Annotated in this window: 17 protein-coding genes; 14 read left to right on the top strand and 3 right to left on the bottom strand. The window is 45.3% G+C overall.

Translation table 11 applies throughout. The annotated features are described in order from the left end of the window. Positions 1–388 precede the first annotated feature (388 nt). From nrdI to nrdF, 3 genes are read left to right on the top strand one after another with little or no spacing between them, the layout of a single operon-like run. Entirely contained in the window at positions 389–748 is a 360-nt protein-coding gene (gene nrdI, locus AC58UW_RS08890) for a class Ib ribonucleoside-diphosphate reductase assembly flavoprotein NrdI (protein WP_497420328.1), read from the top strand. Then, positions 735–2819: a class 1b ribonucleoside-diphosphate reductase subunit alpha gene (gene nrdE, locus AC58UW_RS08885; protein ID WP_497420327.1), complete on the top strand. Its 2085-nt coding sequence runs from the start codon at positions 735–737 to the stop codon at positions 2817–2819. Before nrdI ends, nrdE begins: the two co-directional genes overlap by 14 nt. Positions 2820–2841: 22 nt before the next feature. Beyond that, on the top strand, positions 2842–3828 hold the full coding sequence (gene nrdF, locus AC58UW_RS08880; protein ID WP_497420326.1) for a class 1b ribonucleoside-diphosphate reductase subunit beta: 987 nt from the start codon (positions 2842–2844) through the stop codon (positions 3826–3828). Positions 3829–4178: 350 nt separating this feature from the next. Here nrdF and AC58UW_RS08875 read toward each other — a convergent pair whose 3' ends face one another. Then, a complete protein-coding gene (locus AC58UW_RS08875) occupies positions 4179–5225 on the bottom strand; it encodes a LacI family DNA-binding transcriptional regulator (RefSeq protein ID WP_497420619.1) in 1047 nt (348 codons plus the stop codon). A gap of 349 nt (positions 5226–5574) precedes the next feature. On the opposite strand from AC58UW_RS08875, the gene AC58UW_RS08870 reads away from it, so the two are divergent. Further along, the gene (locus tag AC58UW_RS08870) at positions 5575–6318 is read left to right on the top strand and encodes a helix-turn-helix transcriptional regulator (RefSeq protein ID WP_497420325.1); all 744 of its coding nucleotides are present in this window, start codon (positions 5575–5577) and stop codon (positions 6316–6318) included. Between the two features lie 89 nt (positions 6319–6407). Continuing rightward, a complete protein-coding gene (locus AC58UW_RS08865) occupies positions 6408–7772 on the top strand; it encodes a hypothetical protein (RefSeq protein WP_497420324.1) in 1365 nt (454 codons plus the stop codon). Between the two features lie 84 nt (positions 7773–7856). On the opposite strand, the gene AC58UW_RS08860 is transcribed toward AC58UW_RS08865, so the two are convergent. Together AC58UW_RS08860 and AC58UW_RS08855 are read right to left on the bottom strand one after the other, a co-directional pair. Continuing rightward, positions 7857–8897 (bottom strand): LacI family DNA-binding transcriptional regulator, encoded by a 1041-nt coding sequence (locus tag AC58UW_RS08860; protein WP_497420618.1) that lies wholly within the window; start codon positions 8895–8897, stop codon positions 7857–7859. Between the two features lie 63 nt (positions 8898–8960). Then, the gene (locus tag AC58UW_RS08855; RefSeq protein WP_497420323.1) at positions 8961–9899 is read right to left on the bottom strand and encodes a nucleoside hydrolase; all 939 of its coding nucleotides are present in this window, start codon (positions 9897–9899) and stop codon (positions 8961–8963) included. A 311-nt stretch (positions 9900–10210) separates the two neighbouring features. On the opposite strand from AC58UW_RS08855, the gene AC58UW_RS08850 reads away from it, so the two are divergent. The 9 genes from AC58UW_RS08850 (at position 10211) to rpiB (ending at position 20011) form a co-directional block, all read left to right on the top strand. Further along, the gene (locus AC58UW_RS08850; protein WP_497420322.1) at positions 10211–11167 is read left to right on the top strand and encodes an ABC transporter permease; all 957 of its coding nucleotides are present in this window, start codon (positions 10211–10213) and stop codon (positions 11165–11167) included. Further along, positions 11167–12090, top strand: coding sequence for a carbohydrate ABC transporter permease (locus AC58UW_RS08845; RefSeq protein ID WP_497420321.1), 924 nt, complete (start codon positions 11167–11169; stop codon positions 12088–12090). The genes AC58UW_RS08850 and AC58UW_RS08845 overlap by 1 nt, the downstream gene beginning before the upstream one ends. A gap of 91 nt (positions 12091–12181) precedes the next feature. Further along, a complete protein-coding gene (locus tag AC58UW_RS08840) occupies positions 12182–13306 on the top strand; it encodes an extracellular solute-binding protein (RefSeq protein ID WP_497420320.1) in 1125 nt (374 codons plus the stop codon). Position 13307: 1 nt separating this feature from the next. Further along, complete coding sequence (locus AC58UW_RS08835) at positions 13308–13505, top strand: hypothetical protein (protein ID WP_497420319.1); 198 nt, start codon at positions 13308–13310, stop codon at positions 13503–13505. 33 nt (positions 13506–13538) lie between these two features. Then, positions 13539–16001 (top strand): GH116 family glycosyl-hydrolase, encoded by a 2463-nt coding sequence (locus AC58UW_RS08830; protein ID WP_497420318.1) that lies wholly within the window; start codon positions 13539–13541, stop codon positions 15999–16001. Positions 16002–16173: 172 nt separating this feature from the next. Then, positions 16174–17241, top strand: coding sequence for an ADP-ribosylglycohydrolase family protein (locus tag AC58UW_RS08825; protein ID WP_497420317.1), 1068 nt, complete (start codon positions 16174–16176; stop codon positions 17239–17241). A gap of 40 nt (positions 17242–17281) precedes the next feature. Further along, positions 17282–18397, top strand: a complete 1116-nt coding sequence (locus AC58UW_RS08820) for an ADP-ribosylglycohydrolase family protein (protein ID WP_497420316.1) — start codon at positions 17282–17284, stop codon at positions 18395–18397. A gap of 16 nt (positions 18398–18413) precedes the next feature. Then, complete coding sequence (locus AC58UW_RS08815; RefSeq protein ID WP_497420315.1) at positions 18414–19499, top strand: Gfo/Idh/MocA family oxidoreductase; 1086 nt, start codon at positions 18414–18416, stop codon at positions 19497–19499. A gap of 41 nt (positions 19500–19540) precedes the next feature. After that, positions 19541–20011: a ribose 5-phosphate isomerase B gene (gene rpiB, locus AC58UW_RS08810; protein WP_497420314.1), complete on the top strand. Its 471-nt coding sequence runs from the start codon at positions 19541–19543 to the stop codon at positions 20009–20011. Positions 20012–20028 lie beyond the last annotated feature (17 nt).

Genomic DNA, 20028 nt, shown 5'->3' with positions numbered 1-20028 from the left:
ATTTTTTCAAATCCTCTGGAGCCACGCCCTGTCTGGGTTTGGCTATTTCGGGCCCGTAAATGTGTCATAATACACGTTGACAAACACAATATATTGATATAAATTTGAATCTATCAACTAGATGTCGTGGGAAAAAGCGAATTGGACATATCCAGAATTCGCAGCGGAAATACCGCGTAATACCGGGAGAAAGCCCGATTTACCGCCAATTTCAGCTCTTTTCCTGCCTGCGGAAATTCGCCTATTTTGTCGAGAAGACAGAGGACAATACTAGATATGGATGGACGGTAAGATTTATATTACTAACTACATATAGGTTATCTACATAAGTTAGACACAAGAACGAGAATGCTTGAACCCATGATAGAGATGTTAGGAGACGGAGCCCATGCTGATTGCTTACGATTCGAAAACGGGGAATGTTCGCCGATTTATTAATAAACTTCATATGCCGGCGATTCAAATCGAGGAAGCGATGAAAGTGGACGAGCCTTTCGTGCTCGTTACCTACACAACCGGATTTGGCCAAGTTCCTGAGAAGGTAAGTTCCTTCCTGGAATCGAACGCCTCTAATTTGATCGGAGTGGCAGCAAGCGGTAACCGTAATTGGGGAGACGGGTTTGCCAAAAGCGCAGACACCATCTCACAGCTGTATGATGTGCCAGTGTTAACGAAGTTCGAGTTATCCGGCACCAAAAATGATGTAGAACGATTTGTTCAGGGGGTACATGCAATTGCGGCACATTGAGCTGAATAATTTATTAATGCAACGCGGAGCGGATGGTTTTTTTCAACTAGAGAAGGATAAAGAAGCTGTTGAAGTTTTTATGCAGGATGTTCACAGTAAAAGCCTCACTTTTCCCGATACGACTTCAAAAGTTCGTTATATGATTGATAATAACTATTATGAGAACGTATATGAGCACTACACGTTAGAGGAAGTAAATCAAGTTTATCAAGTGGCCCACGATAATCAATTCGAATTCGCCTCGTACATGGCAGCTTCGAAATTTTATACAGACTATGCTTTACGCAGTGATGATAAATCCTTGTATCTAGAGCATTTCGCGGACCGCGTTGCGATTGTAGCTCTTTACTTGGGGCGCGGTAACGTAGAAACTGCTTCTACGCTCGCTGTATCGATGATGGAACAGCGTTTGCAGCCGGCAACACCTACATTCCTTAACGCAGGGAAAAGCCGCCGTGGCGAGATGGTTTCTTGCTTCCTTCTGGAGATGGATGATTCTCTCAACTCTATTAACTACGTGCTAGCGACATGTATGCAGCTTTCCAAAATTGGCGGCGGTGTAGCCGTTAACTTGTCCAAACTTCGTGGGCGCGGTGAATCCATCAAAGGTGTAGAACGCGCAGCCAAAGGTATTATGCCTGTTCTTAAGCTTATGGAGGATGCATTCTCCTACGCGGATCAAATGGGACAGCGCAAAGGTTCTGGAGCGGCTTATTACAACATTTTCGGCTGGGATCTTATGGAATTCCTGGACAGCAAGAAAATTAATGCAGATGAGAAATCGCGTCTGAAAACACTTTCCATCGGTCTTATCGTACCGAATAAGTTCTACAAGCTGGCAGAAGAGAACAAACCTCTTCATGTTTTTGCGCCTTATACCGTTTTACAAGCCTATGGCAAGCATTTGGATGATCTTGATATTGATGAAATGTACGATGAGCTGCTAGCTAACCCGAAAGTTAAGAAAAAAGTTGTGATGAGCGCGCGTGACATGCTGATCAAAATTGCGACAACCCAACTGGAATCCGGTTATCCATATATGATGAATCGTACGAATGCGAACAGGGATCATGCCCTGAAAGGAATCGGTACGATCAAAATGTCTAATCTCTGCACAGAGATTTTCCAATTGCAAGAAACATCGGAAATCAATGATTACGGTCAAGATGATGTGATTCTGCGTGATATCAGCTGTAACTTGGCTTCCATGAACATTGCGAATGTGATGGGCCACAAGAAACTGCGTGAAACGGTTCATGAAGGTATGATTGCTTTGACAGCAGTCAGTGATATGACGACGATCAGCAATGCACCAGGCGTGGCAAAAGCGAATCGTGAATTGCACTCTGTTGGATTGGGAGTTATGAATCTGCACGGCTATTTATCCAAGAACAAAATTAGCTATGAAAGCGATGAAGCGAAAGACTTCGTTCGCACGTTCTTCATGGCGATGAATTATTATTCGATCGAGAAAAGCATGGAAATTGCTAAAGCGAAAGGGCAGGTCTTTGAAGGCTTTGAGCTGTCTGAATATGCGAATGGCGCCTATTTTAACCGATACACAGAGACAGATTACCGCCCGCTTACTGATAAAGCGAAGGATCTGTTTGAAGGTATGGAGATTCCGTCACCAAGCGACTGGAGCAAGCTGAAGGCAGAAGTTCAGAAGCACGGTTTGTACCATGCTTACCGTTTGGCTGTTGCTCCGACACAAAGTATTTCTTATATCCAAAACTCGACTTCGAGCGTTATGCCGATTGTAGAGCCGATCGAGACTCGTACATACGCGAACTCAACGACTTACTACCCGATGCCATTCATGGCACGCGACAATTATTTTTACTATAAATCTGCGTATCAAATGGATCAATTCAAAATTCTCGATCTGATTGCTGAAATTCAGACGCATGTGGATCAAGGCATTTCAACCATTTTGCACGTAAATAGTGATGTGTCCACGAGACAGCTTGCTAGATTGTATCTGTATGCGGCACACAAAGGACTTAAATCGCTCTACTACACGCGAACAAATCAGCTATCCGTTGAGGAATGTGTAAGCTGTTCGGTGTAATTGGGAAGGGGATTGAACATAGATGAGTACTGCAACTACCATTAATCAGCCAATCGTCAAAAAAGCGGTGAACTGGAACCGGCCGGATGATGATTTCACGATTACATTCTGGAATCAGAACATTATGCAGTTCTGGACGGACGAGGAAATTCCGTTGTCTGACGATAAAATGTCCTGGATTACACTGAGCGGGGCTGAGCGTGAGCTCTACATGAAGGTGCTTGGCGGCCTTACGCTGCTTGATACGATGCAAGGCGGCGTTGGCATGCCGAAGATTCTTGAGCATGTTGACGGGCTGCAGCGCAAAGCGGTGCTCAGCTTCATGGGCATGATGGAGCAAATTCATGCGAAGTCCTACAGCTCTATTTTCACGACGCTGTCTACGACGGAAGAGATTAATGAATTATTCGCATGGGTAGAGCGCAATCCTTATCTGCAGTTCAAAGCGAATAAAATTTCCCATTATTATGAAAATATTACGACAACAAAAGAGCTGTACTTAGCGATGGCATCCTCAGTATTGCTAGAGAGCTACTTGTTCTACAGTGGCTTCTATTACCCGCTTTATTTGGCCGGACAGGGTAAAATGACAAGCAGCGGTGAAATCATTGATTTGATTTTACGTGACGAGAGTATTCATGGTCTGTACATTGGTGTATTGGCTCAGGAAGTTTATGCAGAGCTTAGCCCTGCTGAGCAAGATGAGGCTTACGAGACGTTGTCTGCGCTATTGAAGGAGCTTCATGCCAATGAAGAAGGCTATACGGAAAGCCTGTATGGACCTCTGGGGCTGGCTGACGATGTGAAAGCATTCCTGCGTTACAACGCGAACAAAGCGTTCATGAACTTAGGGGTAGAGCCGTTGTTCCCGGAAGAGGAAATTAATCCGATTGTTCTGAACGGTTTGAGCACGAAGACGAAGCAGCATGACTTTTTCTCTAAAAAAGGGAATGGGTATGTGCGTACGATTCACGTTGAAGCTTTGACGGATGATGATTTTGTTTTTTAATGTGTTGATGAAAGGTGCCCTTGGGTACCTTTTTTTATTTGGTTGGGGGGCGTGGCGTTGCCGCAACGATGATTATCACACTTCACTGGGGTCCTCTATTTGAAGGAAAGCGAGCTTTTTCTTCTTTGAGCGGAACTACAGGGTGCTATTTGGCCGCGAAAGTGCGTTTTATGGAAAAATTTGAAAAATAGCGGAACGTAGTTCCCCGCACACTTGGAAATTGCCCCTTCTCATGGAAATAGCGGACTATAGTTCCCAAAAAATCATGCGGGAGCACGGATGACCGCTAGCTTCTCGGATAACCATCGCTCTAAGAAGCTAGCAACGGCTCCAATGCAGCAAGATAGTTCTCATTCTTGCTGCATTTCAAGAATCGGAGATGGTTCCGGCATATATCGAGCGGTACTGTCACGGATGATTAATTCCGGTTTTTTGGGCATCTCAAAAGACGGTGATTTGCCTTCAATTCGCTGCAGCAGAAGATCTACAAGCTTGGAGCTGGTCCAGGAGATATCGTAGCCGACGTTCGTTAGATTTGGGCGCAGCGTGCGAAAAAACTCGGAAGGCCCGAAGCCGATGATGGATACATCCTGTGGTACTCTGTAACCATGATCAGCGAAGTAGTTCAAGGCTGCGACGGTCGTAATCTCATTCGAGATCAGGAGAGCTGAAGGTTTTTGCGTCTGAAATAATTGATAGACAGCATTATAGCTTTGATCCATTTGCCCAATAATAGGGACGATCATTTCTTCTTTGAATGGTACGCCGTATTGGGCCAAGGCTTTCTTGAAGCCATTAGTTCTTTCGACATTAAAGGACAGCATGCTGCCTTTGACACTACCCACCAACATACGAATGTCAGTATGGTTCAAATCGAGCAAATATTTAGCAGCGATATACCCGCCTTCGAAATCGTCCGAGGATACGTAGTAACGATCTTGGGGGTTGTCAGAGTATTTCATATTAAAGACATAGGGAATTTCAGCCTCTTCAAGCAAGGAAGTCAATGTGTCATTTTGAGAGGGGCTGAAAATAATAAAGCCATCGGCCAGTTGATTTTTGATCACTTCAAAATAGGAATAAGCGTCCCCTTCAGCGGAAGTGATGATCAAAATATTGTATCCTTCTTTGTGGGCTTTCTCGGTCAAACCTTTAAATTGTGCTTGAAATCCGGCATTAGACATGATCTCGCTAATATGGGCCTGGCTAATTACTAGTCCAAGAATATAGCTTTTGCCGGACTTGAAAATCCGAGCCGTCTTGTTAGGAATGTAGCCGAGACTTTCAATGACCTCTAGAACCTTTTGCCTTGTTCGGGGTTTCACGAGGTCAGAATCATTTAATACTCTAGAGACGGTGGAAGCAGTGACATTCGCCTGAAGGGCGACGTCACGGATAGTAGGCTTTTTGATTGGGACTCTCCCCTTTGGAAAGCTTGGAATGATAACAATGATAACGATGCCATTATATCACTTTTTCCAAAGTTTTTACAGTGATTTATTCATTTAAAATTAAAGGAAATCAGGTTGACATCCTTTAAAAGCAGGTCTAATATAATTGTGTAAGTGCTTTCACATCTTCGCGAAACAAAATGGCAACGGTACCATTTCTTGTATAAATTTTATTAAAGAGAGGGGTATGACCTTGCAAAGCTCGTTTCAAATTTCCGGGAAGATGACGCGTACATATAATTTTTTAGACAATGGAACTACCTTTTACAATTTGAATTATGTATCACGCATGCCAATGACAGTTCAAAGGAATGGGGGCGGCCTCACATTTGATGATCGGAATAAACACAAGGTTTATGAATACGCAACTCTATTTGAGCTGGAAGAAAGGCTCTGCAGTACGATTATGCGAAGCACGATCAAGAAGCTGCAAAGTACGCTGGACTACATTCAGCTGTGCATGGATGCCATTCAGCCAGAAGATACAAGCGCGGCAAGGCGTGTGTATCTCCACTTGACGCATGCCATTATTCGGACGGTATATAAAGCGGGTTTTACACTCAGAGACATGATGGATTCTGATATTGACCCATGTGCCAGCATGGAGCAGTTTGCAACAAAGCAAGAAATTCACCGCTATTTGGAAGGGATTTGCCTTCATATTTGTAAGCATATGCTTGCTTTGCGAGTGGACAAAAATCAACGTATTGTGTGGGAGATTAAGTCCTACATAGATGAACACTTTAACCAGGACTTTGGACTTGAGCATGTGTCTGAGCTGGTGAAATGCTCTTCTACGTATATTAACCGCTTATTGAAGCAGTATACAGGAAGCACTTTTTATAACTTATTGACCGCAAGACGCATCGTTAGCTCCAAGCAATTGCTTTCCTTGAATGAGTGGACGGTTTGTCAAATTAGCAATGAAGTTGGCTACAACAATGTGCACAGCTTTATTCGTGCCTTTAAGCGGAGCGAGGGCATTACACCGGGGCAATATCGCGATTTACTTCTCTATAACCCTATGGAACTTGAATAACAGAATAGGCAATGTATGTAAAAGCAAAGGAATTTACTGCAAATAAAAATGGCATCGGTACCATTCCTATTTTCAATAAGGGGGCAACTATGGAAAGAGTCAAAAATAACAATTTGGGCTTAATCCCTTTAGCAGGTATTTGCAGCTATGAAAAGGCTTGTAGCATCGGTTATGATATTGACCGCTCGGTGGGTTTATTGAAACGATATGTGTACGTGGAAACCCAGCTGATGAACATTTTTGCCGCACATATTGCCCATGTACCCGAATGGGAAGTGAAGTGTGCCTCGGGCTTGCACATGTGGCTCGATGCCGAGCACAGTGCCATACTTCGTAAGCGGATTACGGAGATGCGCGAACCTCCGCATTATTTGGATCAAACACCAGATGCTGCGATTGAACTGTTTTTCCAGGAGTTGATTCGGTCGGAAACGACCTTGGAGCTTATGGTTGGTATTTATGGTGTAGCAAAAAAGGAACTTATTCGATCTCTGAACAAGTACTTGGCAGAAACCAACCCGTTAGTAGATTATCCTACGTGCCGAGTGCTCAAATTCATGCTAGTGGAAGAAGAAGAGATGCAGGTGTGGGGAGATCAGGCGATTCAAGCATTGATGGTAACAGAGGAGGATCGGATAGCCGCACAACAATGGCAGGAACATTTGCAATGCTGTCTGCAAGCGGCAGGAGGCTTCTCAGGAGATTTGGAAAAATCAGCGAACTGGAAGCCTATCACTCCTCGTACAGAAGAAGGCAAGCCTTATGAAATGAAAGCTGAACCACGCCGGGATGCTCGATTTGTCGATAAGTACAACTCAGCTGGGAAAATAGATGATTACTACCTTGAAGAGGCGCGCCCTTCAGACGAGAGAACCTATGCATTGATCTATAAACGGTTGAAGGAAATGACGGTGCCGGAATGGATGGGTCCAATCATTTACAAGACACAGGGGAAACCGTGGGACTATTATGTGGATATGAGCAGGCAGCTGTGGGATGAAGCCCGTCATTCCATGCTCGGTGAGGTTGGGTTGTATCAAGACGGTGTTGAATTTTATAAATATCCAATAGACTTTAGAACAAGCTTAACATTGAACACGAAATTCGAGCCGTTGGAAGCGCACATAATTCTGTGGTATTTCGAGCAAAGGCAAATGCCCAAAAAGACAGGGAAACGACTAGAGTGGGTCATTGCCAAATCGTCGGACAACGAGCTTGCTATCACGTTCCAGGATTACGATTGGGCTGATGAGGTGCTTCACACGCAAATCGGAAGAAAATGGCTTGTGCCGGAGGTGGGCGGTTTGGAAGAATTGAAGAAGAAAGCGGAGGAGTTATTGCCCAGAATTGTGGAAGAAAGGGCTGTGTTGGACGAACGATCGGATCAAAAGCAATGGTGGCCGGAGTTTGTAGCCGAAATACGGGCAAGTCGTGATCGGATTCGCGACAGGTAGCTGAACAAGCAATAGACGCAAGATGAAAAACTCCGTATGGAGCAGCTGGTCACCTAAATCAGCTGCTCCATACGGAGTTTTCAATCAGCGTTCTTTTGATGCCAAGACAGTTGGCTGAACATATCGTGCCGTACTCCCCCGAATGATCAACTCGGGTTTTTTTGGCCTTTCAAGTGTCACTGGCCTGCCTTCGATTCGCTGTAGCAGCAGATCGACCAGCTTGTCGCTGGACCATGTAATGTCATAGCTGACATTGGTTAGATTGGGACGGTGATGCCGGAAAAATTCCGAAGGTCCGAAACCGATGACAGACACATCCTGTGGCACCCGGTAACCATAATCGTAGAAATAGTTTAAGGCAGCCACTGTCGTTGTTTCGTTAGAGATCAGCAGGGCTGTTGGCTTTTGCGTTTGGAACAATTGATGGATAAGATTATAGCTCTCTTCCATTTGACCCGGAATGGTGACAATCATTTCCTGCTTGAACGCTATGCCGTATTCGCCCAGTGCCTTTTTGAAACCATTCACTCGGTCTTCGTTGAAAGGCATGATAGTCCCTTTTACAATACCAAGGATAAAGCGAATATCTGTATGATTCAGATCTAGTAAGTATTTGGCTGCCATATATCCGCCTTCAACATCATCCGAGGAGATATAGTAGCTGTCTTCGGGATTATTGGAATATTTCATGTTGAACACATAGGGAATGCCAGCCTCCTCAAGAAGGGAGGTCAAGGACTCATTGATAGACGGGCTTAATATGATAAAACCATCGGCTACCTGATTTTTGATCACTTCAAAGTAGGAATGAGGTTCAGCATCGGTTGAAGTGATAATCAGCATATTGTATCCCTCGTTGTGCGCTTTCACGGTCAACGCTTTAAACCTCGCCTGGAATCCGGCATTTAAGACGAGTTCACTAATATGCTGCGTACTAATCACAAGTCCGAGGATATGGCTTTTACCGGATTTGAACACGCGAGCCGTTTTGTTTGGAATGTAGCAGAGACTCTTGGCTGCTTCCAGAACTCGTTGCCTGGTACAAGGCTTAACGAGGCTGGAAGCGTTCATAACTCTGGATACGGTGGAGGGGGTTACGTTTGCTTTTTCGGCAACGTCAAGAATGGTTGGCTTTTTGATGGTGCTTCCCTCCTAAACATAGAAACGATAACAGACACCGAAAGCTATTTATTTAGGCAGCTCTCGAAGTTTAGCAAACAGGTCCATATATACTAGACTTCGGTCAATATCAATCGCTTCCTTATAAAAGTGGCGAGAATCATCGAAAGAATAAGTAAAGCCGGTACTCAGGATCGGAGTTCTCCGCACCATAGAAGGTACCCATTGTTCGTTAAGCACCCAGGCAATGGCTGCAACATCCCAAAGGACTTTGGACCATCCCATTTTATTCTGGCCAAACCGGGTAAACCGACCTTGGAACATATCGCTGAAGTAGGTGCCGAGTTTATTTTTTCCACGTAAACAGGCATCAATTTCGTAAGGTGTAGTCAGCAAATGGGAAGCTACACCGTGACACGGGAGCACAACTAAAGGTACGCCGCTGTCAAAAATAAGTGAAGAGGCATGATAGTCTTGCGACACATTAAAGATTTTCTGAGTAGGCCACCAGTAGGCATTAGGACCAAGCCACACGACGACCATATTGTGAATGATTTCAGGACATTTTGCGATAGCCGACGCCACATTCGTAATAGCGCCGATGGCAACCACATACAGCGGTTCGGAGGATGAAAGAGCTAAGTCAATAATTTTATCCGCAGCTTCACTCGGCACAGGCTCAGCATGACTGGTCATGTATTGCGATGAACCCTTATAGACCGGAGGAGCATTCTTCACTTCTATCAGCTGCATAATATTAAGGATTTCCTTATAGCTCTTCTCCATTCCATCCGCTGGGCTGACCGAGTTCCAATTGAAGAACGGGGCCGCTGTTACGGCCAGTAAATCGATTTTTTCTGGGGAAAGCAGGGCGTAAGCCAAGGCGAATTGATCGTCAACTTCGTTAAATGTGTCGGTATCCAATACCATTCGAACTCGGCCTTCAGGAAATGTAAGTCTTTGCAGCATGGTGCTGTCATCCAGTTTGGGCCATGTAGAATTAGTCATTATGTGCCACCCTTCCAGTCGTTAACAGGATTTTGAAATGATAAGTTGTATTATAGGGAAACTGATGAATTTCTGGAATATTCAATTATCTAACTGGCTTCATTTTTATAAATGCACATTTGTTTCATAATTGCACAATCTACGATGCTAACTGTGTATTTACTACAGGATAAGGAGGGGGCTATGATAAAGGTATCAAACGGGAAGGGTTGAATGGAGTGAAGTGATCGTTGGATAACCCCAAATTTTATTTTGAAAATTCAGAAATTTACATGTTGTCAATTACTGTACATAGATTGCGAGGTGTTTATATGAGTGAAAAATCAGGTTCGCAGCCTGTGAGGCTCGTAAGATCCGCACATCAACCACTGGTGCTGACCAGGTTTCTGAAGAATCTCGTCCGCTATAAGTACTTCTATATGATGTTAGTCCCCGGTCTTCTGTACATAGCCATTTTTCATTACGCGCCGATGTTTGGGTTGGTCATTGCCTTTCAGGATTATCAAATTTTTAATGGGGTATGGGGCAGTAAATTTGTGGGGTTTGACAATTTCATTTACTTATTTCAAGCTCCTCAGTTCATTACAGCTATGAAAAATACATTTATTATTAGCGCGTATAAAATTATTTTAGGTTTTCCTGTTCCGATTTCGCTGGCACTACTAATCAATGAAGTTCGCATCTTGATCTTTAAACGCAGCATCCAGACAATTCTCTATCTGCCTCACTTTTTATCGTGGATTGTCATGTCCGGCTTGTTGTTTAACTTCCTATCCGATCAAGGACCAATCAATAAACTCATTAAGATGACAGGCGAGAAGGCAATTTATTTCTTCAGCGATGAGGTGTATTTCAGAAGCATATTGGTCATATCCGACATTTGGAAAGAGATGGGCTGGAACGCCATTATTTACTTGGCTGCGCTGACCGTCGTATCGCAGGATCTGTATGAGGCAGCCAAGATGGATGGAGCTACACGGTTTCAGTGTATGATTAAGATTTCGCTCCCTAGTATTATGCCTATCATTATGATCATGCTGCTGCTGCGTATGGGAAGTGTTCTTAATGTAGGGTTCGAGCAAGTATTTAACTTGTATAACCCGATGCTTTACGGTGTAGGCGATATCATTGACACATATGTTTACCGAATTGGTGTTCTGGAAAATAAATTCCATATATCTGCTGCTGCTGGTATGTTTAAATCCGTTATTGCCTGCATCATGGTCGTTACCACCTACTATTTCTTAGAAAAAGTGGAGGATAAATGATGAAACCGACACTTCCGCACACCGCCAGACCACGTCGCCGTTCTTTTGGACGCAATGCTGATAGCGCTTTCGGATTTATAAATTTGCTGATTCTTTCGGCTATTACTTTGGCGACGCTGCTTCCGGTAATTACCGTCCTGCTAAGCTCGATAACCCCGATGGATGATGTAATTAAACAACCCAACGCGTTTATCGTTATACCGACTAGCCTCACATTTGAGTACTATGCCTGGTTATTTCGAGGCAGCTCCAAGATCATCGATGCGTATACGATTACTATTCTAAGAACGCTGGTGGGTACAGCGGTCAGCCTTGTAATCACCATTCTGACAGCATATCCGCTTTCAAAGAAGTTTTTGCCAGGTCGCGGTAGTATAATGGGGATTTTCTTCTTCACAATGTTGTTCTCCGGTGGAATGATTCCAACCTTCCTGGTCGTTAATAGCTTGTATTTGACAAATACATTTTGGGCGATGATTATTCCCAGCGCGTTAAGCGTATACAATTTGATCATCATGCGGACATTTTTCCAAACGATTCCGGTTGAATTAGAGGAGTCGGCGATTATCGACGGCGCGTCCGAGATGACTACTTTGCTGAAAGTTATTTTGCCGTTAATGCTGCCTTCTCTGGCTACCATAAGCTTGTTTTACGCAGTGGCTCACTGGAACTCGTTCTTCGATGCAGTGTTGTATATTACCGATCGGCATCTATGGCCGCTGCAGCTGCTATTGCGCGAAATTTTAGTTGCAAATGATATCGGCGGTCTCGCACTCGGCGGCTCGTTGTCTGACAACAGACCACCTGCATCGGTGCTTATTAATTCCACTATCGTAGTGGCGGTGCTGCCAATCATGTGCGTCTATCCGTTCTTGCAGCGCTATTTTGTACAGGGCATGATGGTCGGCTCCATTAAGGGATAAGCAGTGGATTGGATAACAGTTTCCCAAACAGCGGCAAGCCCCGCCAATCGGCAGGTTTGTAATACAGCAAAATAATGGGAGGTTATGGAAAATGAACGGAAAGCAGAAGGTCAGCTTAGGTCTATCCGCCGCATTGCTTCTATCACTGGTTACCGCTTGTACTAAAAATGATGCATCACCACCGGCAGAAGTTTCAAATGCTGATGCGGGCCCTATCAAACTACTATATACAAAAGGCGGTTTTGAAAAGGCTCCAGACAACAACCCCATCAAAGATACGATTGAAAAAGCAACAGGCGTGAAATTTGAACAAATTTCCCCGCCTTCAGCGAACTTTGCGGATCAGGTGCCCGTTATTATGGCATCAAAAGACAAACCAGACGTTGCTATGATGCCAACGAGTCAAGCGGTTTTTGACTATGCGAAGCAGGGCGCACTGCTGGATTTAAAGCCATATATGAGCCTAATGCCGGATATTCAGAAGAATATTCCGAAGGAAGCGCTGGATTACTTTACGGTAGACGGTAAATTGTGGGCGATTCCGCTTTGGCTTCATCCGCAGCGTTATAATTTCGTTATTCGGGGTGATTGGTTAAAAAAGGTTAATCTGCCTGTACCAAAAACACTTGATGAGCTGCACAATGTACTGGTTGCTTTTGTTGAGAAAGATCCTGATGGCAACGGCGCAAAAGACACCTATGGCATTAGCGGCCTTGGGCTTGATTCACTCGATGGCATATTCGGAGCATTTGGCGTTATAGCTGGAGATGCACCTTGGGTGAGCACAGCGAAAGCGAGCGTCTATTTTGTTGAAAAAGACGGGAAGCTGATTCCCCAAACGACGCGTCCGGAAGCGAAGGAAGCTTTGCAGGTGCTAGCAAATTGGTATAAAGAAGGGCTTATTGATCCAGAAATGTTTACGCACAGTTCCGCTGTGAGAGACGAGAAATTTGTCAAAAATCGTTATGGCGTATCCGCCAATTGGTGGACTTGGGAATCAAATATGGAAAACACCATGAAGAAAACCGACCCGAATGTTGAACTGCTTCGCATTGCTCCGCCTGTAGGACCTCGAGGTGAGTCTGGCTTACGCGGTGCAGGAATGGTTGCCCGTGGCGTGGTCGTATTGAAGGATACGAAGCATCCTTCCGCTGCAGCCATCGGTTCAATCTCGTCGCGATGCTTTCAACTGGAAAGTTATTACGAATGCTGCTGATATGATGAACTCACAGGCTGAATTGAAATACCAAGCCGACTTGCGCGGATTGACAGCTGACTACTACGCTCGATTCATTACCGGTAAAACACCTTTGTCCGAATTCGACAAATACGTGGATGAATTCAACAAACGAGGCGGTAAAGAGTGGACAGATGAAGTTAACAAAATATATCAAGAGAAAAAAGCGAAAAAATAGCACTTGGCCTTCGCTATCAAAGGAGCAAAAAACATGGTGTTATCCCGGAAAAAGGTATCACATGTCCGATCGGCTAGATCATTCACTGGCGAAGCGACGGAGGCGGCATTCCTGTTAGGGGGAATTGGTACTGGCAACGTGTCTCTTGGCAGCCGGGGAGAGTTCAGAGACTGGGAGCTCTTTAATCATCCTGATAAAGGACTTCATTTTCCTAATTCCTACTTTGCAATATGGGCTAAGGAAGAGGGAGAGCCTTCTATCGCAAAGGTGCTGCAGTCGCAATTCAAACCGCCCCACAGCAAGCCGCATGGGTATTCCCCTTACGCTGGTGGTGGGCTTCCTAGAATGGAGGCATCCCGCATGTCAGGCGAGTATCCGATCTGCCGAATTGTGTTCGAGGATTCTGAATTGCCGGTGGAGGTGGAATTAGAGGCCTATACACCTTTCATCCCCTTGAATGCCGATGATTCTGGTATCCCTGGGACTATCATGACCTACTGGGTTACAAATGTAACGGACCGTCCTGTAGATGTGACCGTGGCGGGTTCGCTAATTAATCCTGTAGGCGGGATTAGCTTTAACGCTTTTGGCAGTATGGAGCTGCCTGACACAGGTAGGAATGTAAATGAATTTGTGCAAAAAGATGGAATCAACGGTCTTTTTTTTCATTCGCATAAACATGCTAGCTCTAGCACGGATCTGCTTTACGGCAATATGTCACTTGTAACAACGAACCCAAATGTTACGAGCAAGCGGGTTTGGCTGCGAGGTGCCCATTTTGATTATCTTCAGGAATTTTGGGATGATTTCGCAGAAGATGGCCGACTGAACGATCATGGTTATGAGACACCTTCCGATGATCGCAAAACGGATACCGGTTCTTTGGGTATCTATGAAACGCTGGCCCCAGGAGAAACGAAGCAGTTCCAGTTTATTATGAGCTGGTATTTCCCGAATCGTATGAATGGCTGGAGCGAGCAGTTCCGTGTCAGAGCGGAAGGTAGAGAAGTCACCCAAAACTATTACGCTACCCGATTTGACAGCTCATGGTCGGCAGCAGCGTACATTGTGCAGCATTTTGAAAGATTGGAAAGGGAAACATATCTGTTCCAAGACGCTTTATTCAACAGTACATTGCCTGATTATGTGCTTGACGCGATGTCGGCCAATATCACTGTTCTCCGCAGCACGACCTGCTTCTGGCTAAAGAACGGCAAGTTTTTTGGCTTTGAGGGCAGCTTGGATCACGTGGGCAGCTGTGAAGGAACTTGTACGCACGTATGGAACTATGCGCAGACTGCGGCATTTTTGTTTCCAGCATTGGAACGCAGCATGAGACGCACGGAGTTTTTGCTGGAAATGCACGAGGACGGCAAGATGAACTACCGTGCTACGAAAGTGTTCGAATCGGAGTTCGTATGGCCAGGCAACATCATAGCGCCGGGCGCTGCGGATGGTCAGATGGGCGCTATTATGCGGGTATTCAGAGAATGGAAGCTTAGCGGGGACGATGAATTCGTTAAGGAGCTGTGGCCTTCCGTTCAGAAAGCATTGCAATATGGATTGGAACACTGGGATACAGACGGTGATTATGTACTGGATGGGCAGCAGCATAACACATATGATATTGATTTCCATGGCCCTAACCCGTTGACTGGAACGATATTCCTAGGCGCTTTGCGAGCAGCAGAGGAGATAGCGGCATATCTCGGGGAAGACGACAAAGCGAGGACATATCGGGACATCCATGAAAAAAGCTTAAATCGGCTTGATCAATTGATGTGGAATGGTGAGTACTATGTACAAAAGGTAGAGGATGTCGATCAACACAAGCACCAGCTCGGTTTAGGGTGCCTGTCTGATCAGTTGCTGGGGCAGCAATTCGCCCATTTGTATGGGCTTGGATATTTACTTCCGCCAGACAGAGTGAAGAGCGCCTTGAGTGCTGTGTATAAGCATAATTTTAGAGACAGCTTTAACCAGCATGCCAACTGCCAACGTGTTTATGCGCTTAACGATGAACAAGGTATGCTGCTTTGCTCCTGGCCGCAAGGTGGTCGTCCGAAGCTGCCATTTGTGTACTCAGATGAAGTTTGGACCGGCATTGAATACCAGGTAGCCACACATCTGATTTACGAGGGCTTTCATGAAGAAGGCTTGAAGCTAGTCAAAACGGTTCGCGATCGGCACGACGGGATTCGGCGTAATCCGTGGAACGAAGTGGAATGCGGTCATCATTATGTCCGTTCCATGGCTAGCTGGGGTCTGCTTATCGCTTTAAGCGGGTTCGAATACGATATGGTTCAGGCAACAATGGCGTTTACACCAGTAATCCATCCAGATAGGTTCACCTCATTTTGGAGCACCGGCAAGGCATGGGGGACGTATTCTCAACAGATGAATCAGGCTGGGGAACATGAAGTGGAAGTCAATGTGCTCTATGGAGATATGACAGGAGTTAGTGTGAGTGCTTGCGGTAAGGAGTTTATCCTTTAATTCATCAGTGTCTTTAAAAATGGCAACGATACCAATTTGTGATTAGAACTCATAGGTACTTTGAAAGGGGTGATGTTTCTAGCTTATCTGTTCCGATTGAGCAAGAAAAAACATCATTAAGATCTGGTTTCTATCAAATAATCCATAGAACAAAATGAGGAGAGAACAATCTATGAGCGAAAAAGTGAGCTTAAAAGACAAATTTTACGGATGTATTGCTGGTGTTCATATTGGTTCAGCGATGGGAGCGCCTGTAGAGGGCTGGGATTTTGAACGAACAGAAGAAACGTATGGCATCTTGGATAAATTGGTATCTTACGAGCATTTCAATAATGGCTGGGTGCGTGAGGCTGGTACGACCGAGGACGGTGTCGAGAGACAGAAGTTGATGATTTCAGCGATTATTGAAAAGCAGGATCGAGTTACGGCAGAGGAAGTCCGCAGGCAGTGGATAGCGAAAATTAAGCCGGAGTCAGCGGGCATGATCTCGGAGCCCTTCGAAGCCGTGTTGCTAGCGATGGCAAAAAGCGGCATTCCGGCTAGAGATATCGGTAAATATTGTGATTATGCCGGATTGAACAGTTTCTCCCGTTCCTGCCATCCGATTGGACTCATTAACGCCGGCGATGTGGAGAATGCGATTAACGATGTGAATGAAGTCGGTCAGCTGTATCAAACATCCAATGGTCGCGGGTTAAAATGGGCATCCGTAACGGCAACGGCAATTGCAACGGCTACGAAAGCAAATGCAACGGTAGACAGCGTTATTGGAGCGATCTACAACTATTGCGATCCCGATGTGGTCGTTAAGGAAATTGACCGTGAACTGAAACGGACGCAAAACATTACGGATATTCGCGAGCTGCGCAAAGTCTTGTATGAATCATATAGCATTAGAGGTATTCCATATGAGGTCAGCTATGCGAATGAAGTAGTAACCAAAGCGATATGCATATTCAGAATGGTCAATGCCAATGTCAAGGATGCTTTGATCACAGCTGTGAATATGGGCAGAGATACGGACTGCGTTACGGCGGTTGCTGCAGGGATTTCTGGCGCATTAAGCGGAACGAAATCAATTCCTGAGGAATGGATCAAGCAAGTTGATTACGCAACTTCGCTGCATGTTGTAAGTAATTCGCACAGAACGATGAAAGAACATTCAGAGGGTTTGTATCAGGCTTATCAGTCAAGACTACTGAAACTGAAAGCGTATTCGGAACAAATGTCTGCAATTTAACTGCAGCGCATAATCTAACTATGTGAGGAGAGTTCATTCAATGAGCGAAAATATTAGTCTAAAGGATAAATTTTATGGTTGTATAGCGGGAACTTATGTGGGTGCTGCCATGGGCGCTCCTGTCGAAGGGTTGAGCCATCAAGAGATTGAAGCGAGACATGGCATATTGGATACATTATTGCCCTATGAGCGGAATAATAGTGGCTGGACGCGTGAGCCCGGTACTACGGAAGACGGCGTGGAAAGACAAAAGCTGATGACGACGGCGATCCTTGCTAAGCAAGACCGTGTAAATGCGGAAGATATCCGTTCCATCTGGGTGAGGGACATTAAAGCGGAAGCAGGAGGAACGATCTCGGAACACTTTGAAAATACGCTGCTGGCGGTTGCCAAAAGCGGAATCCCGGCCCGAGATATCGGCAAATATTGCGATTATGCGGGATTAAGCAGTGCTTCGGGTTCCTGTCAGCCGATCGGTTTAATTAACGCCGGCGATGTTCGCAATGCGGTTGCGGATGCCTTCGAGATTGGACAGCTGTACCAGACGTCCAAAAGCTATGCTGTCCGCTGGGCAGGCGTTTCTGCCGCAGCGATTGCTTCGGCTACCAAGCCAGGCGCAACCGTGGATAGCGTTATTGGTGATATTTTCAGATATTGCGACTATACCGATCTTGCGCTTAAAATTGACGGCAACAAGTACGGTTACCTTCGCGATAATGTCATTCAGGAACTGGATTCCGGTTTGAAACGCACTGCACACTGCAAAGACTTCGGCGAATTAAGAGAGGCGTTTGACAAAATTTATTATGGCTGCGGCGTTCCGTACTGCAACAGCTTTGCGAACGAAGCATTAACGAAAGCGATTTGCATTCTAAGATTAGTGAAAGGAAACGCACATGAAGCCATCCTTGCTGGCGTAAATATGGGAAGAGATACAGGGGCTGTTGCTGCAATCGCTGGCGGACTGGCAGGCGCGTTGAAAGGAGCAGCATCAATCCCAGTGGAGCTGATCAAGCAGGTGGATTACGCAACAAGTTTGAATCCGTACACGAATAATCAAAAAACGATTCAGGAACAAGCAGATGGTTTGTATCGAGCTTTTCACGCAAGATTGCAAAAAATCAATACATTTACGGAAACAATGCTGGCCGTTTAAAGGAGGATAAATTTCCGTGTCCAGATTAAAAATTGGCATTATCGGTCTTGGTGAGGTTGCCCAGATCATCCATTTTCCCGTATTGGAGTCTTTGTCTGAGAGGTATGAAATCACTGCAATCTGTGACATTTCACCTAAGCTTTTGGAGGTTATCGGGAACAGGTATCACGTGCCAAACCGTTATATAGATGCTGCCGAAATGGCGAGCCTTCCAGAACTGGATGCCGTACTCATCTGCAATAGTGATGAATATCATGCCGATTGTGTGATTGCCGCTCTAAAAAATAAAAAGCATGTGTTAATCGAAAAGCCGATGTGTTTGACCTTGCAGGAAGCTGACGACATCATCCGTGTCCGGGATGAAATGGGCGTGAAGGTCATGGTAGGTTATATGAGAAGGTATGCCCCGGCATTTGTGCAAATGGTTGAAGAAGTGAAGAAGCTGGATAAAATCAACTATGTGAGGGTCCGCGATATTATTGGGGGAAATCAGTTATTTATCGACCAATCCAGCAAAGTCCATCGTTTCGATGATATCAGTGAGCATGCCAAAACAGACCGTGTCGATCGGGCAGCTAAATTGGTGAAGGATGCCATTGGCGAAGCCCCTGCGGACTTACGCTCAGCGTATCGTTTGCTTTGTGGGCTAGGCAGCCATGATTTATCCGCGATGCGGGAAGTGATCGGATTCCCCAAAAGGGTCGTTTCCGCTCGGCAATGGAATAACGGCAGATTTATGAGCGCGATTTTGGAATATGACGGATTTCATGTTACTTATGAAACGGGGATTGACAATATACGACGGTTTGATGCGCACATTGAGGTTTACGGCAACAACAAATCGCTGAAGGTCCAGTACAATACACCGTACATGCGCCATCTTCCTACAACGCTACAGGTGAATGAAACAAACGGAGAAGCATATAACGAAACGGCTATTCGTCCTACCTTTAAGGATGCTTATACTTGCCAATTTGAATATTTTTACGATGTGGTCGTGAATGATTTAACGCCGAAAACAACGCCAGAGGATGCCAAAGAGGACTTGCAGTTGTTCCGCATGCTGATCGAAGCTATGAAGGAAAACGAGCTAAACAGCTAGTGTTCTCTGAATATTGCAAGGTATTAAGGGAGGGAGAACATTTGAAGATTGCTTTGGGAAGCGATCATTGCGGGTATGAATTGAAGGTAGCTCTGAAGCCGCTATTTGCCAAACTGGGCGTGGAGGTTACCGATTTCGGCTGTCATTCAACAGAAGCAGTCGATTTTCCGGATGTGGCTAGAACCGTTTGCAATGCTGTCCGCGGTGGAGAGTTTCAGCGGGGAATCATGGTTTGCGGTACAGGCGTAGGTGCCGCGATTGCAGCGAATAAGATTCCGGGCATCCGAGCATCAGTATGCCATGATATTCATTCGGCGCATCAATGCGTGGAGCATGACGATGTGAATATCATGTGCCTAGGTGCACAGATCATTGGTCCCTGGCTTGCGGAGGATTTAGTCCGCTCCTTTTTGCAGGCAGAATTCCGTATAGATGAACATTTCCGCAGACGTGTAGCAAAGCTTCACAGTTTGGAGTTAGAAGGCGCCAGAGAATTGATGAACGGTAAATAAAAAAAACAATCGCCGCC

The sequence above is a fragment of the Paenibacillus sp. J22R160 genome (assembly GCF_059692135.1).
The sequence above is the reverse complement of the archived record's forward strand: the minus strand, read 5'-3'. Positions and strand labels throughout refer to the sequence as shown.

What these genes read in the sequence shown, in the direction of transcription:
- nrdI (WP_497420328.1), top strand. Translation starts at nt 389, where the DNA reads ATGCTGATTGCTTACGATTCGAAAACGGGGAATGTTCGCCGATTTATT.
- nrdF (WP_497420326.1), top strand. Translation starts at nt 2,842, where the DNA reads ATGAGTACTGCAACTACCATTAATCAGCCAATCGTCAAAAAAGCGGTG.
- AC58UW_RS08870 (WP_497420325.1), top strand. Translation starts at nt 5,575, where the DNA reads ATGACAGTTCAAAGGAATGGGGGCGGCCTCACATTTGATGATCGGAAT.
- AC58UW_RS08865 (WP_497420324.1), top strand. Translation starts at nt 6,408, where the DNA reads ATGGAAAGAGTCAAAAATAACAATTTGGGCTTAATCCCTTTAGCAGGT.
- AC58UW_RS08855 (WP_497420323.1), bottom strand. Translation starts at nt 9,899, where the DNA reads ATGACTAATTCTACATGGCCCAAACTGGATGACAGCACCATGCTGCAA.
- AC58UW_RS08850 (WP_497420322.1), top strand. Translation starts at nt 10,211, where the DNA reads ATGAGTGAAAAATCAGGTTCGCAGCCTGTGAGGCTCGTAAGATCCGCA.
- AC58UW_RS08845 (WP_497420321.1), top strand. Translation starts at nt 11,167, where the DNA reads ATGAAACCGACACTTCCGCACACCGCCAGACCACGTCGCCGTTCTTTT.
- AC58UW_RS08840 (WP_497420320.1), top strand. Translation starts at nt 12,182, where the DNA reads ATGAACGGAAAGCAGAAGGTCAGCTTAGGTCTATCCGCCGCATTGCTT.
- AC58UW_RS08835 (WP_497420319.1), top strand. Translation starts at nt 13,308, where the DNA reads ATGATGAACTCACAGGCTGAATTGAAATACCAAGCCGACTTGCGCGGA.
- AC58UW_RS08830 (WP_497420318.1), top strand. Translation starts at nt 13,539, where the DNA reads ATGGTGTTATCCCGGAAAAAGGTATCACATGTCCGATCGGCTAGATCA.
- AC58UW_RS08825 (WP_497420317.1), top strand. Translation starts at nt 16,174, where the DNA reads ATGAGCGAAAAAGTGAGCTTAAAAGACAAATTTTACGGATGTATTGCT.
- AC58UW_RS08820 (WP_497420316.1), top strand. Translation starts at nt 17,282, where the DNA reads ATGAGCGAAAATATTAGTCTAAAGGATAAATTTTATGGTTGTATAGCG.